The following is a 16,424-nucleotide window of genomic DNA, read 5'->3' as shown; positions in this document are numbered from 1 at the left end:
TCGGCGGAGGACAGCGCTCGCCTCGCCCGGATGGCGGAGGCGACCGGCCGCGCGCGCTCGGACATCCTGCAGGAGGCGTTCGCAGCCTATCTGTTGCGGCGGAGCGCGCCCTCGAAGGAGAACGGTTTCGAAGCGGCGCTCGCGAGGCTCGAGCGGCGGGCCGAGCGGGTGCAGCGCAATGTGGGACTCCAGTGGGAGATCCTCGCGAGGCTCATGCGCCACCAGATGCAGTTTGCATCCGGGCTGCCGCGTGCGGATCGTTCTCAGCTGGCGGCGGCGAACGAAGCGTTCGAGCGAATATTGGACCAGCTATCCTTGCGTCTGGAGGGCCAGGACGCTGAGCCAACGGGAGACCCGGCGCTGGAGAAGATTAGGAAGCTGCACTAGAAAAGGCTCACGCGCCGAGCAGAATCAAACCTGCCAAGCTTACCCTCGGAATGTTGCACTCCGATCAAGCGACCCGCATTCAAGGGTTCAAACCTGGCGACCGGGAGCGAACCGCGGCAGCAATTCGCGTGCTGATAGTGAACCCGTGTCGGCCATGATCGAAAGCAGCTGGCGCACTCGTTGTCGCAACTCGGCAGGCCTATCGTCGAGTGCCGGAAGCAATCCCGCCGCCCCATCGGCGAGCTCACCATACATCCAGAAACCGGGATCCCGTCCATGCAGGGCGGCATACTTCTCTAGCCACGGAAGCAGCCAGCGCTCGCGCTGCCCTACGGGCATGCGCTCGCCGATCGCGAGCATGGCCCTCGCCGCCGACGGATGATGGGCAGTCTTTGCGACCCACGCATCGATCATCGGCAATACCAATTCCAGATGCGGCCAATCCGGAGGCAGCGGGGTCATATAGGGGCCCACCAATCCGGCGGCCCGGACCGCCTCGCCGAGATTGTCCCAGTCGTCATCGGGCCGCTTCGGCACCAGCGTAGCCATTACCCATTCCGCCGCGGGGCGCCACGCATTCCAGAACCGCTCATCGGGAGCACGGCCGCTATCGACCAGCTCGCGAACGACTTCGTCCAGGTAGACGCTGACCAAATCGCCTTCCCGGTGCCAAAAATCCATTGATTTGAGGCAATGCCACGAGTCGCCGTCGCCGGTGAATGCGGCCAAGCGACCGAGTGCGTGAGCAAGCGTGTTCGCCAGATCATGTGGGAATTCGTCATGATAACCAAGTCGACGCTCGTCGGCGTCGCGATGATCCATTGCCCAGGCCGCCAGTCCTAACAGATAGTTGCGCAGCTGCCTCTGAGCAGGCTCGGTTAGACGGCTAAACGGAAGCGCATCAAGCAGGCTCTTGACGCGGCCCCAGTGGAGCCCGCGAAGGGCTCTAAGGCGAACGCGCTCGATCGGCGGCCAAAGACGCCCCGATCGACGCCAGCGGTCACGATAGGGGCGCGGGGGGAGCAGTGGGAGGCGTGATTTGCCCCGGCCGGTTGCATACGCAACTGCAGCCTGTCGCCGCCGCATGTAGGCCCGCTGACCGCGCGCCCGCTCACGCGGCGAAAGCCACTCGGCCGTGGAGTCGATCACGCACATGTCCAGCGCAGCGACTGCGCACCGCCATGCAAAGTTGGGCCTGTTTGCCCAGTCCAGGCCACGAAGTGTCGACACCTCCACCGCGTGCAACTCACTCGTCACGAGCTCCGCCACCGGCTGTTCGAACTCGGGCATCAACCCTCGTGATGCCAATGCCGCCAATCCGCCCGCCGCGAGCATTTGGGGATCGAAGGTGAGAACAGTCTCGGGAATCAGGAACATCGCCTCTTCCTGAGTTCGCTCGCGCGTGACAGCCGCCCACAAGCATTGCCGAAGCCAATCGGCGTGCTCTTCTATCATCGCGGCGGCGCCGAAACGGGCGATCACCGCTGCGACACCAGCCGCCGCCGCGCGAGAGAAGCGGCCGGGCATGTCAGCGCTCTCGGCATCATCTGGTCGCTCAAGCGCCACCAAGGACTCAAGGGCTGTCGTCAGGGTATGGGCGCTGCCAACCGCACCTTCTTCGAGCGAACGATGGGCCCAAACGGCGAGACTACTGAGCGCTCCGGCGCGGCTCTGCTCGCGGTTCACCGCCTCGGCCTCTGCGGCGCTATCTTCCGGCGGCTCAATTCGCACCGCAATCTGGTTCGGCTCGGGCCCCTCTTCAATCTTCATCGAGCTGGGATCGGCGTCACTCTGGAAGCGCGCCAACGTGGCCTCATGTTCGGCTCGCCATACATCATTGCCGAGCTCGTCATCATAGTCGGCCAAGTCGTCGAGCTGCCACCGAACGCGGCGCTCCTGGAGTAAGGCCTGCGCCTCTTGATCGGCCAGCAAGTGAAACGGGAGCAGCAGTTGGTGATGCAACGGCCCGCGCTGCCGGTATCGCTGCCACACTGCCTCCGCCGCATCGACGTGATGCCGATACCGAGGGCCGCCGACGAGCGGAATGCGATGCGTCGGGGTTTGATCCTCAAGATGACGGCGGACATCGTAGCTCCAAAGTCGCGGTGCCGAGAGGAACGGGGCGATCGCTGACAGAGCTGGCCGGTCATTCTGACGCTGCGCCACCACATTGATGATCGGAGCGGCCGTCGCCACGAGGCCATTGTTCTGCAAGACCCGCGGCAGCAACTCGGCCAATCGGGCGTCGCCACCCAGCTGCTTCTCCAGCCAGTCATCGAGCGCGAGATAGGCGGAACCCAGCGCGTTTGGACCAAGAGTCGCCCGAGACCAGCGGTAGACGGTGTCGTCGCCCCACAGTTGGATGGGCCCCGACGGCAAGTGCAGAATCAAAGGGCGCGGGCGCCGACCATCGTAGCGCTTGGCCCAATTACGCCAGAACACCGCCGCCCGCATTTCGAGCCGGTGCATCATCGCCAGAGCTGCGTCGGCATCGTGCTCGAACAGCTGATCCCACCCACCTTGCAGGGGTGAGCTAGGATAGAAGGAGGTATGGTCGCTGATCCCAGCTTCGTTGAAGGCCATCGGGGAATCGAAGCAGCTCGACGGACCCAGCAAGCCGTCGCGACGCTGCCGCCGCCGCCGCAGTAGCTCGGTCCGCATCATCACCGTCCATGGGCCAGGCAGGTGAGCCGGCACCTGACGTGGGTTTTCCAGGAGCCATGTGCGGGCACCTCTCAGGCGGGAGTTGGACGTGACGCGCTCGAGATAGCTCTCGACGAGCTGCGGCGCCGCGGCCACCGTCATGGTCAGTACGCGACGAAGCGTGGCCTCAAGCTCCTCCCAGCCATGATAGCGGAGCTCAAGTTCGAAGGGCCTCTCGCGCTCATCGTGGCCGAGGCGCGAGCCCTCTGGATGACGGTAGTCTTCGACCTTTGTCAGCCAGGCAGTGACGTGCTCCGCGATGTGTGCCGATATCCAGCTCGGCGTCCACTCTAAAGCCGATGTCCAAATCTCCGCCAGTTCGACGAGGCCCATCAATAAGGAGTCCGGCCATGATTGCCAGTGCGGCAATGCCCAGCGCATGAAAGCAACCCACGGTCTCCAGACCGGTGTCTTGAATTGCGCAGCCAACCGGAAGCGTTCGGCCTCGGACATTCCCTCGAAGAGGGGTGAGTCCAGCAGGCCCTCCCGAATGCGTGTCTCGGCAACCCGCAACGTTTCCAGCAGCCGGCCGAGTAATCGCGCGTTGTCCGCAAGCAGGATGGGCTGGATCCTTGGCAGCAGATCCGCCGCACTCTCCGAATGCAGAGGCGCAACGAGCACCAGACGCCCCCACGCGGCATCGAGATCATCCTGATCGAGCACGTCCAGCAGCGAACGCCAATCCTCGTCGCGCCCAGCCTCCAGCAGCATTTGCGCTGCGAGCCGGACGGCGCGCTGCCACCATAAGGGCTGGCCCGCAGAGCGCAGCCGGTCCGCCATACGTCGCCAGTCCCGCTGCAGTTCGCGCGCAAGCGCCCAGTCTTCGAGTACATCGTGCGTGAAGACGATGCCGTCCCGGAGCGGCAACCGCGCCGCTGATCCCTCTTCGACGAGGCGCGCAATGCCCTCGGGATCGAGGTTCGCAATGCTCGGAACAACTGCGGGAGCCGCGACGCGTGCCGCCGCGAGCTGAGCGACGACCGTATCGCGTCCATGTGCTGCGGGAGTTGTACGCGCTCCGCGTGTCGCCCACGCATCGGCCAAGCCGATCTCGGTCAAAGTAGTCGGCAGCTCGTTCGGCACCAGCAGCTGCTGAAGCATGAAGGGATTGCGATTGAGCCCCGCCAGGTCCGACCGGGACAGCAGGGCTCTCGCGGCGGGAAATGCCAATACGACCGTAGCCGCATCCGCATCATCCAGCGATCCGACGCTTACGCGTTCGCCGACCTCGAGACCTGCTTCCCGTAAGGCGTCGCGAACAAGGTCACGCTGCCCGAAATCGCGCCCGCTCGTGATGATCGACCAGCGCTCACCGAGTGGGGAGGCGGCGATGGCGCTAAAGAGCTCCAAGACCAATTCCCGACGGGGATCGAGTAGCATGCGATCTGCGCCGTCAATAGCCAATAGGCAGGCCCCGGAGGACGCCAAACTCGCGATTATCTCCTCGGCGCTGATAAAAGTGCCCCAGTTGGCGGCGGCTTGCGACCAGCTTCTCTCGGCGATCTGCCGTTCGCTCAGCACCAGAGTGTTGCCGCCGAAAGTCGCGGAATAGCGCTTGAGCAGTGAGGACTTCCCGCAGCCGGCGTCGCCGGTCAGACGGATGATGCGGCTCGTGCCAGCCGCTTCTTGAAGCGAACTCCAGCTGTCCGGCCGAAGCAAGGTGACCGCGTGTCCTGCTCCTTGCAGGCGATCGTTGATCGCGCGCGCAGCGCTGCTCGATTCCGCGAGGATCCGATCGATTGCCGGGCGGAGGCGAGCCGTCGGCTTGGCAGCGAGACCAGGAACCCGTGCAAGCAGCGTTGCCCTGTTAAACGTCGGCGCCAACTGCGCGGCGGCAAGAAGGGTGGATCGGAGCGAGCCAAATGCGGCGTCCGCCGTCGAAGGATCGATGAGCTGCTGACTCAGGAGGTTGATCGCCCACTGCCGATCTCGCGATTGAGGCAGCGACAGATCGTGCTCGATCAGGCGCAATCGCCGCATGGCATTCCACGCGGCATCCTCGTCGAGCCCCTCTGTTGCTTTGGCAAAGCCGCGCAGCACCTGCCGTTTGGCGGCATTAAGCGCGCCTTCCGCTGCCCATGTCCGATCAAAGTCTGCCTTGCTCGTGGATGAGCGCGCCGATTCCAGCAGTGACTGAACGTCACTTATCGCGGGCGTGAGCGAGCTTGTGACGATGGCTGCGGACCAGTCTCGCTCGTCTTCAAAGGCTGCCAAGGCTCGGGCAAGGTCGCGGAACTCGGCGTTATCACCAACGGAGAATGTCCGCTTCGACTGGACAAAGGTGATGCCAACTTCAATATCGCGTCGCCATTCGAGAACGATGTCATCGAAGCCCGCGGGGCCATCGCGACGCTGAAGCGACAGGCTCCAAGGGGATGCGCCGGGTGGAAGCGCCCGATCCCCACGCTCGGCAATGAGGCACACCGCCAGCAAGGCAGCATAGTCGACCTCCACATCGATACCTGCTGCTCCGGTAGAGGCGTAGGTGGCCATGAAGTCGAATCCTTCAAAGTTCTCGACCTGCACGCAGCTCTATTCGAGCAATGCGAACCGCTGATACGTCACCAGGATGAGCGCTGGCGCAACGGCTCTCAACATCTGCGATGCCAAATCGTCTAGCGGCGGCCGCCCGCGTCGTCGTCGGACGTGACATGCTCAATATATTCGAACCCTTGTGCGCCTCCGCTCCATGTTTCGTGCACGTCGATCTTCGCCACCTTGAGCATTTCATGCCAGATCGCCTCGACATCCTCGTAGGCGATGTTGATGAACGCCTGTGTGATCATCTTTTCATAGGGCGGCTTGTATTCCCGCAACATCTTGCGCAGCTCGCTGTCTGTACCGACCGCCTCGAACTCGCGCGGCTGTGCGCGGTGCGATCGCGGATGGGCGAGAAGCTTGCGCAGCTCGACAATCTGCTTGACGGTAGCATAAGGCCGCTTGTTCCAGTCCACGTCCATGGCGAGCGCCTTCCGGATCGCCTTCACTTTCTCGACAGGCGACTGCCATTCGTCCCAATCCTTAATCACGCGCTCGCCGAGGAAGTTCATATAACCTTCGAGGGTGAACGCGATCATCGCCGCCGCCGCCATCATGTCGAGAAAGACTCCGTCGCGCCGTTCGTCTCCGTTGAGGGCCGCGTTCACGCGCTCGCGCAGGTAGAAGGCGGCATTCGCGAGGTCGTTGTGGACATGATCGACAAAGTCGTTCGTTACCTTTGCGCGAATGCGCGGCGGGCGAGCAGCATCGCTCATGACCGGTTCCGCCGCCGAGCGGATGCGGCGACGCGTCGTCTAAGCCGCCGCCGATTCATGGCCGGCGCGGTTTCGCGAAAGCGACTGTCGATCTCGTCAAGCATCTGTCGCGCCTCGTAGGCGTCGGTGTCGATCAGCTTTTCGATCAGTCCGGTGCCGATCTCGCGCGTGTCGGGCCCGAGCCGGTGGAGCGTGATCGCTAGGTCGACGAGCTGCGCGGTCGCCACCGCGGTGGCCGTGCGGACATCTCCTAGCTCCGATCGCCATTTCCCGACGAGCCCCAGCGCCAGCTCGGCGACTAGCGGCGCCTGGTGTGGGAGCATCGTCGATAGGCGCTCGACGACGAACGTCGCATCGAGGCGCGGAGCCTCGGCTATCCGTTCGGAAATCGCGCGAAGGAGCGAGACCGTCGGCTCGTCGGGAGCGAGCTCGTCGACAGCGCGGAAGATGTCGAACGTCGCTTGCCACACGCCCTTACCGCCCCGTTCGAGCAGGCGGATGAGCAAACGGGTGGCGCGGGCGCGATCCGACCCCTCGGCGAACAGATTGGCGGCCGAGAGCGCAACCCCGGCTCGCGCGTCGGTTGCGGTGTCGTCCTCGAGGATGCCTTCCAGCCGCTCCTCCGCCCACGGCAGATCGGCGTCGACGATCGCCGCCAAGCCAACGATTTCGCCATAAGCTTGTCGGGCTTGGCGGCTGGACGCGGTGCGCCAAGCGTCGAGGTGCCGATCAACGAGTGCGGGGTCCTGCTTTCGCGCATTGGCGAGGAAGTGCGAAACCGAGCGGCTGCCAACCAGTCCAGGAACGTCGGCGAAGAGTCGATCGAGAAAGGCGTCGCGCCCGCCTGAATCGTCGTCACGCAAATAGGGAAGGAAACGTGCCAGCCCGTCCCAGATCTCGAGGCTCTTCTCACGCGCCAGATAGGCGGAGAGTGTGGCGAGCGCCTCGGCTGGTTCGTCTCGCATCAGCCTGAGATGAACCAGCGCCTCGACAACCGGATATTCGCCGCCGGGAACGACCGCGTAGCCGCCATAGCCCCACAGCAGACTGCGCTCCAACGCAGTGTCGTGCTCGTCCGCACGAGCGGGCTCGGCGGCTCCGGTGGCCTCGCCACCAGACGGGGGCTCTGCCTCGTCACCATCGTCATCGACCTGGCCGCTCTCCTCGTCATCGGCATCGTCGCCCGGGGCCGGGCCGTCGGGCGGCACCGCGATCCACCTTTCGAGCAGCGCGAGAAATTCGTCAGACACCCGGGCGCCACGTCGCTGCAGGCGCTCCAGAGCGCGCGCGGCCGACTGGCGGAATTCGCTGCTGTCGAACCCGCGCCCTACGACGTCGCGAAGCAGGCTGAAAACCATCTCCGGTTCGCCGTCCTCAGACAGCGCGTCTAGTACATAGCCGGCCGCGCGCGTGCCGTTGTCCTTGTCGAGCTCGGCGAGAATGCGGATTGCGCGATCGGCATGGTCCTTGGCGAATGTCGCGAAAGCTCGCGAGAGCTGGATGTTGCCGCCGGTCATCCAGTTGCGCGGATGATCCCACCCCGTTGCGTCCGGCAGCGCCCGGAAGGCGTTAACGATGTCAGCGTCGGACGCCTTGGCCATCCCATCCGCTTCGAGCGGCGATCCGATCCATTGCGGTCCGGTGAAGGTGGCGCCTGAACGGCGCGTGCCGAAGCGGCGCTCCTCCTCCGCAACTTGGCGGCGGGCGGCAGCGGACAGCCGTTGCGCGGGAAGCGAACGCAGGAGGTCGAGCTGGGTCCGCCGTGCGGAATGGCGCCAGACCATCTTGCCCTTGGGATCACTAATATCCTCTGGCGGCGGAGGCGCATAAGCGCGAACCTGATCCTCGAAGCGCGTAACTTGTTCGACGGACCAATGCGGCGCGACCGCGGCAACAAGCGCCTTGGCGGTGCCGTGGGGGTCGTGGATGGAGCCGAGATAGTAGCGGCGCTCGTCCCCCATAATAAAATCGAGCGCGGCGTCGGCGTAGCGTTCGGTTTCGTGTGCGAAGCCGTGCGCGATCAGGCGCTGAACAGGGGTCAACGCGACGCCAGCGTTTTCAGCCGCCCAGCGAGCGAATCGATCGGGCTCGTGTTCTGCGGCCTGTTCGACGGCGATGCGTGCAGCGCTTAGCAGCGCATGCTGGGGCAACCCAATGTCGGCCTCGCCCTCGAACCGGTAGTCGGCGTCGTAAGTCAGTGCATAGCCAACACGGGAGTCACGCTCGCCCGCCACCCGCGCCAGCGACTCGAACGCGGCGAGATACCAGGGCCAGAGTTCGTCGAGGAATGTGGCCGGCGCTTCCTCGGCGAGCGCCGGCAGGCTGTCCCAGTCGTCGCCGTATTCGATTAGGCGCTTGATCGGCTCGCGCGGATCCTCGCGCATGCGCCACGTTAGTTCGTCCGCTTCGGTCAAAAATTCCGGCTTGGGCGTCGCCGCTTTGGTCTCGGCCGCCGCGACCGCGGCCGACAGATCGCGGCTCAGTCGCGCGCGGACGAGCTTCAACGCTAGCTCGGGCTGCTCCACCCCTATCGTTCCTGCGACATGGTCGATCATCGTCGCGGCGATGTCGGTGCGCTCGACGATAACGAGCGCGACGTCCAGCATTTCTGGGGTCCACCGAGGGACTGACTGGAGCACCCACCAAGCGCGACTGTCATGGCGGGGGTCGGGGAGCCATTGCGACCGCAACAGCTTCAAGGCCGCTTCGGGCGCGAAGGTCATCGCGCGCGAGAGGATCTCGATCTGGAGATTGGCGGCTTCTTCCGAAGCGGTCATCGCCTGCGCGATGAAGCTGGCGTGGAAACGGCAGAACCAGCCTTCGCTGCCGCTCAACGAGCGAAAACCGCGGAGCCTCGTCTTGTCTCGCGTCAAGGCATCTTCCATCAGCAGCGCCTCGCGATCGGTTGGGTTTTGCTGGGCGCCGAGGAAGTCGATCAGCAACACGCGCAGGTGCGGGCGCAGCGTGTCGGTGCGCCAGAGCGTCTCGACTTCCTCTTGGTACCCACCACAATCGACCGCACGCAAATAGGTCAGTCCCGCCCAGAGCTTGGGGCGTAGGAAGAGCGAGCTTTGCCGCTCCAAGACGAACGTCGAGAGCCGGCCGGGCTCGCGAGCGAAGCCGCGGGCGAGCGCGAACTCAAACAAGGTCTGGTGGGAGAAGCCAACCGTCCCGTCCAGAGTGGTCAAGATGCCGGCGGCTTCGAGTCCGCGGAGATCGGCGGTGCGTTCCGCGAACCGCGCGGCCGGCAGCCACAGGCTTTCCTTCGCGGCCATTTGGTTGGCGATGTCGGCGGCGAGCTGCTCGCGCGCCGCGGCCGCGTCGCCGACCAGTACGCGCTCGGACCACAGGCGCTCGAGCATCCCCTGGTAGCTCGCGAAGGGTTCCGAGCTGTAGCGGCCGTTGAGCTGGAGATAGGTGGCGAGGGCCTGCGGACGCCGCATCACGTCTTGTGCGTCCGCCGGCCAGCCGGCGGCGTTGACTCCGCGCGCCTCCAGCAGGGCGAGGATGTCGCTCCAACCGGGGAGCTGGAGCATCACGCTTTCCGCAGTGACCGACTTCAGCCGGACGTCGTGCTGGAACTCGAACGTCCGCGACGAAAGAACGATGTGGACATTGTCAGTGCCGCCCAGCTTGCGGACCAGGTTGAGCAGCGCGTTCAAGCGACCGACTCGGATGTCGAGATGCTGGGCGAGCGCGTCGAGCTGATCGATCAGCAGCAGCACGGGTCCGATGTCGGCCAGCTTGCGGATCAGCGTGCTGGGGAGGTCATCGAGCCCGAGCCAGGCCTGAAGATTGGACTCGGTCTGGATATCGGCTTGAAGCAGATCGGCCTTGATAGCGAGAACGGGCCATCCGCGCGCCGCATATTCGCTGCCCAAAGTCGCGAGCAGCGCCGATTTCCCAGCGCCGGGATCGCCGAGAAGTGCGGTGGTCGACGAGGCGTAGCCATCGAGCCGTGCCCGGAGCGCGTCTTGCTCGGGACGCGCGATGCGCTCGCCGTCAGGCAATGTGGAAGGCCAACCAAGGAGATCGCCCGAAGCGGCTCGGAAAGCGGCGCGGATCGGCGCCAGCGTCTCGAAGTGAGCGAGCGGCACGATGCCGAGAACGTCGACGTCCTCGCGTTCAGCCAGCTCCTTCCGCAAGCGCTCGGCGTTGACCTTGGCGAGCGCGGCGTTGGGATCAGCGATGAACAGGTGAAGCGAGCCGGCTTCGGCCCGGACGATCTCGATGTCGGCGTCGGCGGCGATCGCGCGCAAAGACTCCTCGAGTCGCGCGATCCGTTCGCCGTCTTCGGGTCCGAAGTCGGCGGAGACGCTCAGCACGAGCGACACGCGCGGCTGAACAGGGGCTGGCGTTCCCGAATTCTCGACGGGGGTGACCGCGCCTTTGCTCCCGGATCCATTCGCCGGCGTGGTCGAACCTTCGGCTCCCGAACTCTCGCCTGGCAGGGCCGCTTCCCCTTCGACGTCCCGGTGCGGCGTGATCGGCTCGAACGAGCCGGTCGCAGGACCGCTCGTAGGCGCCGGGGCCGGCGCGGATTCAAGCTGGCCCCAATGGCTGAGCAACTCGAAACCGAAGGCGGCGGCGTGGCTGGCGGCGATCGGCTGAAGCAGCGCGTCCCGTCGCCCGGACTTCTTCTGTGTCATGTCCGAGACGCCGCGGATGACGATGCTCGGCGTTCTCTCGGCAAACGCGGCATAGACCGCGCCATAGCCTTCCATCTCGACGACGTGGGTATCGCCATAGCCGCGGGCGATGAGTGCTTCGAGATCACTTTTCGGGTCGTCGAGGACCGCTTCTATCGACGCAATCGGCGCGACTAACCCAAGCGGCGGATAGTCGACCGGATAGGCGTCGAATGGAGGCAGCATCCCGCCGCGGGGCGGCCGAATGCGCGTCAGCCAGTCGTCCTCGCGGCGGATCTTTTTGGCGATGCCGACAAGCCGAAGATCGGGGGGATAGGCCGCTGGTCGATAGGAGAACCCGCCCTTTCCGGCCTTGCCGCCATAGGGCCAGTAGAGCTTTTCGGAAGCGACGACTGAACCAAGCGGCGCGTCGTCCTTTTTGCGCGATCCGCCGACGCCGACCAGGATCTGGACCTCGAAGCCGTCGAACAGGATATGAGCTTCCGCCACCACGCTGTGCGCGTTGTGGGTGCCCGCGCCGGTTTCAGCGACAACGACGAGCCATTCCTGTCCCCGGTCGGAAAAGCTGCCGCATTCGTAGATCGTACCGTGGCGACCCTGCACAGACCCCATGTCGGTGAGATGCGCCCGGACGGCCTTCATTTCGAGAAGCAGCGCAGTTACAAAAAAAGCACGACGCATGCCGCGCTGCTTCGCTTCCTCTAAGACTTCGGACGCATTGCGGTACATCGTCTAGTCGGCCCTGCGCCGCTCCAAATTCAGCCGATAGCCCGACCGATGCCCGATTCACCCACCGCGAGCACGATTGCTCGGTGAGCGGCTTTCCCTGATAATAGGGAGGCGGCACATGTCACGCTAGATCAAGCGAATGCGGCGGAGCTGTCTGCGCGCGACCCTACTCCGTGTTTCGGAGCGTCTTCTCGAATGAGATTCGATGTGTCGCTTCCGCCATACCTTCCAGATCGATGATGATCGGATCGATGTCGAACAGCTTGGCTGCGCGCTCATAAGGGTGCCAGTGATCGAGCTCTCGCGACGTGAGGATAATGACGCGCCGCACGTATTCCTCATTGGCGGCTGCAATTAGCGCCAGTTCTTCTTCGCTGAAATCTGCAAATTTCGTGAAGACCAGGAACACGTCGAACCGGTCCGTCGGGAAGGCGCGGGCGATCCGAAGGAGGTTCTGGACGTCGTCCTCCGTGATCTGCTTGCGCGTCTTGCATTCGCCGATCGCGAGCTGGACCCGATGGTCTCGGCCTCGATTGACGAGGAAAACGAAATCGGTCTCGCACTTCCGGATGTCTGCCCCGTTGGGCTCCAGCGTCGTCGCTGTCGTCATCGCGAACGAGTTTGGCTCGTGCATGTGGTGCAATTGCAGGAGCGTGAGGACCACCGGAATTGCGCCCTGCTGATTGTCATTCCGTCCGAACAGGCCCGACCGCCGATAGGCCCAGTCACGGTCGCGCAGTTGCGGCCCAACATGGAACGTATGTCCGCAATATTCGCACTGCGCGTTCGTCCTGATATCGTCGAGCGATCTCCAGAAATCGAGCTGGCAGCTCGGACAGTCGAGCTTGAGCCCCGGCCGGAAGACCTCCTTACGCAACAGGTGCGCGAGCACTGCGTCGTTGGTTAGCCGTGAGCCGGGCGGTCGCGGCTCGATGTACAGATCGTCATAGTTGCTAAGCGGGTGATCAGTGCCCTGGGCCCTGATCGCCTGCTTTGCCGCGCTCGTAGTGAAACTCTGATCCGGCGAATATCCCTCGATTAGGTCGCGGACCCCGCCGATGCGGAAGACACGGCAGCCGTCGACCCCACCCATTTGCCGAATAAGGCGATTGCAGAGGAGTCCAGCAGAACTTGGGGACGCCGCAATACCGACGGTCGCGAAGATAGCTTCGAACAGCTGACGGATCTCGATTGCTCGAAGCCTGAGATCGTGGGTCGATCCGCCGACGATGGCGCCAAGCGAGCCCGGTTCCGCTCTCGCCTTGTTCCAGTGAATGATGGCGTTGCGCCCATAAAATCCGTTGAGCGCGGGAAGGAACGGCAGATGCAATGTGAACCGCTCATTGCCGAATAGCCCGATGCCGGGCTCTACCGAAACCACAAACTGCTGCGACGAGAGACCGCCTTCGTCCTTTAACGGCGAGTTTGGGATGGCGAAGGAGATGCTGGGCGGCTCGGTACTGTCGTCGACGGAAGCCAGCGCGTTCTCCTCCGCGAATATCATAATCGGCGCCTTCACATTGAGCCCGTTCCAGAGCATTGGGCTGACCCGGCAGAACATCCGGGTCTCCCCGAAGCCGGAGAGTTCCTCCGGCGCGCGCTCGGTGCGCGACCAGATCGCCATTCCCCGCTGCCTGGCCGAATTGATTAACTGCGGGACGCGGTTCAGCCATTGATCCCGGAGGTGGCCAAGCCGGGCTGCATGGACGGGATCGTAGAAGAACAGCGGAATGTCTGTCGCGCGCAGGTTCCAAAAGGTGACTATGTCCTCAAAGTCCGTTGCATCGCCCATGTAGAAACCGGCATGGCGCCAGGAGGATTGAACGGCATAATGCTGCTGGAGACCGACGCCATTGAAGCCGGCAAGGGACATCTGACCCATTTCGAGCAGCGCGATAGGCTGGTCGGGCGCCACGCGTTGGACCGGCGCGCGAAGATGTAGCTTCATTAGCCCGGCATAGTCCTGCGCAGTCTCTTCGACGGCGGGTAATGCCCCGAACGTCGCGAGTAGGAGGTCGGCGAGCGGATCCTCGTCGCTCCACTCATGCAGCACGACCAGCGGATCGGCCTGCGGATTGTTCTTGAAATGCTCCTCGAACAACATTCGTGTGGGGGCGACAAGGTCGGCGAATGTCGACGTCTTTCCACCTTGGCCCCGGTCCATAACGAACCCGCGCTGATAATCCGGCCACGGCAAATGGACTTGGGCGTCGATGAATGCCTTCACCGCATCCGTGTTCGACGCCGGATAAAGGCAGTCCACCCGGAATAAATCGATTAGACTGCGTGCCTCTTTGGGCTCGTCGATAGGAATGATCGGATTGTAGCGGCCTCCCCACAGCGAGAAAGACCTTCGCATGGACCGGCGGAAGGCGTCGAAGTCGCCTCGTTCGACGCACCAGCCGATCCTGATGGGTCGATATCGACATCTGATTGAGAGGCTGCTCACATCCGACCTTCAAGCGACATGCCGGCGGAGGCGTAAGAGACAGTCTCACCAGCTTTGCTGTTGGCTTAGGGAAGCTGGTTTCCTCGCTCAATCCCCCAGCGCCAGCGAGCAAACGCGATGATCGCTTTCGATCAATCAACCCACTCTCGTGCTGCTAGCTTGCAGTAGAAGCTATGGGATGCAGCGCAAGTATTGACTTACCTACCTGCCCTCTGAGCCATCTTTCGCGCCTACCGGACTGATGATTATGCGCGCCTGAGCGCGCTGCCGCAGCCAAGGCTCGGTCTGTCTCAAGCAGGAATCCAACCCCTGTCAAATTCCACATTGGGGGTAGTTCTGGGGGTACGAACTTATGCCACCGTCGAAACGATCGGCTCGGCCCGCCGGCTATCTAAGCTCTTCGATTCCGCCCCTGGTCTCACTAGGTCCCAGTGCATAGCGGTGCTACTCCTTTGCCGCTGCACGTGGTCGCCGGGAGTTGCCGAGCCGGATTTGCGGTACAGCAGCGGAAGCTACCCACTTAGAAGCCGATCGTTCCTGCCCCGATGCTGCGGGTCTGAGTGCGACCATCAGGCTGAAACGTCTGCGAGAAGTAGGCGCGTTGCCGCGACTGCGGCGTATCCCCGAAATAGGCTCGCCACCAGTCGTCGGTACGCAGATCCTGCAGCCTTAGCCTTCGGCCCCGGCTTTGGGCGAACTCGCGAAATGCATGATGCGCGTAGATGCGCATGAACTCGCCCAGGTAAATGTCGGCCACACGGCGGTTGCCGCGGATGACCAGCATATTCTCGTCATTGCCCGTCGACGATGCAGTGCTGAAATTCGCCGATCCCGTGACGACGATCGGATCCTCCCCGAGCGGGTCGATCAGCATGAACTTGTTGTGGATGTAGCGAACGTGGCGGTTGAGGTTGCTGAGGTGCTCGCCCAGCCAGCGGTCGAACGCGCTGCGCGTGAGGTGTGAGCCGATCGCAAATCGATTTTCCGGCAGTAGCCGGAGCTGGCGGATGCGTTCCCGTTCGGCCTCATGGGCCTGCCGATCCGCCTGGGGCCGTGCGTCCCGCTCCATGGTCGCGTAGCGCAGCGGCGTCTCGGCGCTTTCGAAGACGTCCTGGAAAAGCCGGTTCATTCCAAAGGCGAAGGTGACGAACAGCGCATCCTTAGCGCCTCTGGCCAGGCCGACATAATAATCGAGCGCATCCGTTTCCCGGCGCGGGCTGAAGATGGCCGTGGTCCCGGACGGCGGCTCGCCGGCGGGGATGGCCAGATCCGCACTCAATTCCCTGGCGAGCTGGGCCACCCGCGGATCCTTCTGGAGGCGCTCCCAATAGTCGAAGTAGCGGGCGGCGACGGACGGCTCTTCCACGACGTGGACGACGTTGGAATGGCCATAGATGCCGCCCTTCGAGAAGTTCGTTCCGCCGGTCAGGACGGCCTGGGGCGCTCCGTCGCGGAGCAGGATGATGAATTTGTTGTGGGAGATATGGCTTCGGCCCTGCTGGCGCGGAGTGCAGACCTGCTCCAGGCCCGCGCTCCGGACGGCCTTGGCATTGCCGTCCCCCGGCGCGGCTTTGCGGCGGTCGTAGACGATTTTGACATCGGCTCCGCGGTCGATGGCGGCCTTCAGGGACGCGAGAACCTTTTCGTCGCTGAACTCATAGGCTGCGACGCGAAGGCCGAACCCGTCGTCGGCGGCTCTGCCGATGAACTGATCGATCCCTTCGGCCAGGCCGCGAGAGAGCCAGGAATAGGCCTCCTCCCCGACGGCGTCGGGGCTGCGGGTGCCGAACCTGCGCGAATAGGCTTGAGATGCGGCAACGCCGCGGTTGAAGTAGACGTCGTGGTCGCCGCTCTCCGGAGTCTCCGTTTCGATCCGGATCGACGCCTCTGCAAACTCGCGCAAATCCTCGGGCGGACCTTTCAGCGCCACCACCCGATATTGGTAACGATGCGCGCGATCGAGATTGTAGTCCGACCAGGTGAAGCCCTGGATCGGATGTTGCCGGCTTGAGAAGCCGCCGCCGACCCTTCCCTGCGACGCCGTCGCCTGGAAGGCCTTGTTCCCGATCAGCCACTGCGTCTCGCCGGCGGTAAGGTCGGTGCGTTCGATCGCGAAGCCCGCAAGCCCTTCACAGTCGCGCGGGTCCATGCTGAAGCCGAGGAGCACCACATGGCTGCCGCTCACGCCATGAAGAGCGAGCCCTCCGTTCGTGCTTTGCCTTCTCATCTGCGGCTCCTCCTATGGCAAGAGAT

At 63.9% G+C, this 16,424-nt stretch carries 6 protein-coding genes; 1 reads left to right on the top strand and 5 read right to left on the bottom strand.

Annotated elements, in window-relative coordinates; translation table 11 throughout:
* The first annotated feature begins 30 nt into the window (after window positions 1-30).
* A complete protein-coding gene (locus AC5JBD_RS16710; RefSeq protein ID WP_495722957.1) occupies window positions 31-387 on the top strand; it encodes a hypothetical protein in 357 nt (118 codons plus the stop codon).
* Between the two features lie 87 nt (window positions 388-474).
* Here AC5JBD_RS16710 and AC5JBD_RS16705 read toward each other — a convergent pair whose 3' ends face one another.
* The 5 genes from AC5JBD_RS16705 to AC5JBD_RS16685 form a co-directional block, all read right to left on the bottom strand.
* On the bottom strand, window positions 475-5,583 hold the full coding sequence (locus AC5JBD_RS16705; protein WP_495722956.1) for a hypothetical protein: 5,109 nt from the start codon (window positions 5,581-5,583) through the stop codon (window positions 475-477).
* Between the two features lie 122 nt (window positions 5,584-5,705).
* Window positions 5,706-6,344 (bottom strand): hypothetical protein, encoded by a 639-nt coding sequence (locus AC5JBD_RS16700; RefSeq protein ID WP_495722955.1) that lies wholly within the window; start codon window positions 6,342-6,344, stop codon window positions 5,706-5,708.
* Complete coding sequence (locus AC5JBD_RS16695) at window positions 6,341-11,674, bottom strand: phosphorylase family protein (protein WP_495722954.1); 5,334 nt, start codon at window positions 11,672-11,674, stop codon at window positions 6,341-6,343. The genes AC5JBD_RS16700 and AC5JBD_RS16695 overlap by 4 nt, the downstream gene beginning before the upstream one ends.
* A gap of 214 nt (window positions 11,675-11,888) precedes the next feature.
* Window positions 11,889-14,081, bottom strand: a complete 2,193-nt coding sequence (locus AC5JBD_RS16690; protein ID WP_495722953.1) for a hypothetical protein — start codon at window positions 14,079-14,081, stop codon at window positions 11,889-11,891.
* A gap of 610 nt (window positions 14,082-14,691) precedes the next feature.
* Window positions 14,692-16,398 (bottom strand): phospholipase D-like domain-containing protein, encoded by a 1,707-nt coding sequence (locus tag AC5JBD_RS16685; protein WP_495722952.1) that lies wholly within the window; start codon window positions 16,396-16,398, stop codon window positions 14,692-14,694.
* Window positions 16,399-16,424: the final 26 nt, after the last annotated feature.

The organism is Allosphingosinicella sp. (assembly GCF_059502505.1).
Note: the sequence above shows the minus strand (reverse complement) of the source record. Positions and strands in the feature narration are given on the sequence as shown.

Bases quoted from the DNA above. Each gene is read 5' to 3' on its own strand.
- AC5JBD_RS16685 (WP_495722952.1), bottom strand. From the start codon at position 16,398: ATGAGAAGGCAAAGCACGAACGGAGGGCTCGCTCTTCATGGCGTGAGC.
- AC5JBD_RS16700 (WP_495722955.1), bottom strand. From the start codon at position 6,344: ATGAGCGATGCTGCTCGCCCGCCGCGCATTCGCGCAAAGGTAACGAAC.
- AC5JBD_RS16710 (WP_495722957.1), top strand. From the start codon at position 31: ATGGCGGAGGCGACCGGCCGCGCGCGCTCGGACATCCTGCAGGAGGCG.
- AC5JBD_RS16705 (WP_495722956.1), bottom strand. From the start codon at position 5,583: ATGGCCACCTACGCCTCTACCGGAGCAGCAGGTATCGATGTGGAGGTC.
- AC5JBD_RS16695 (WP_495722954.1), bottom strand. From the start codon at position 11,674: ATGCGTCGTGCTTTTTTTGTAACTGCGCTGCTTCTCGAAATGAAGGCC.
- AC5JBD_RS16690 (WP_495722953.1), bottom strand. From the start codon at position 14,081: ATGCGAAGGTCTTTCTCGCTGTGGGGAGGCCGCTACAATCCGATCATT.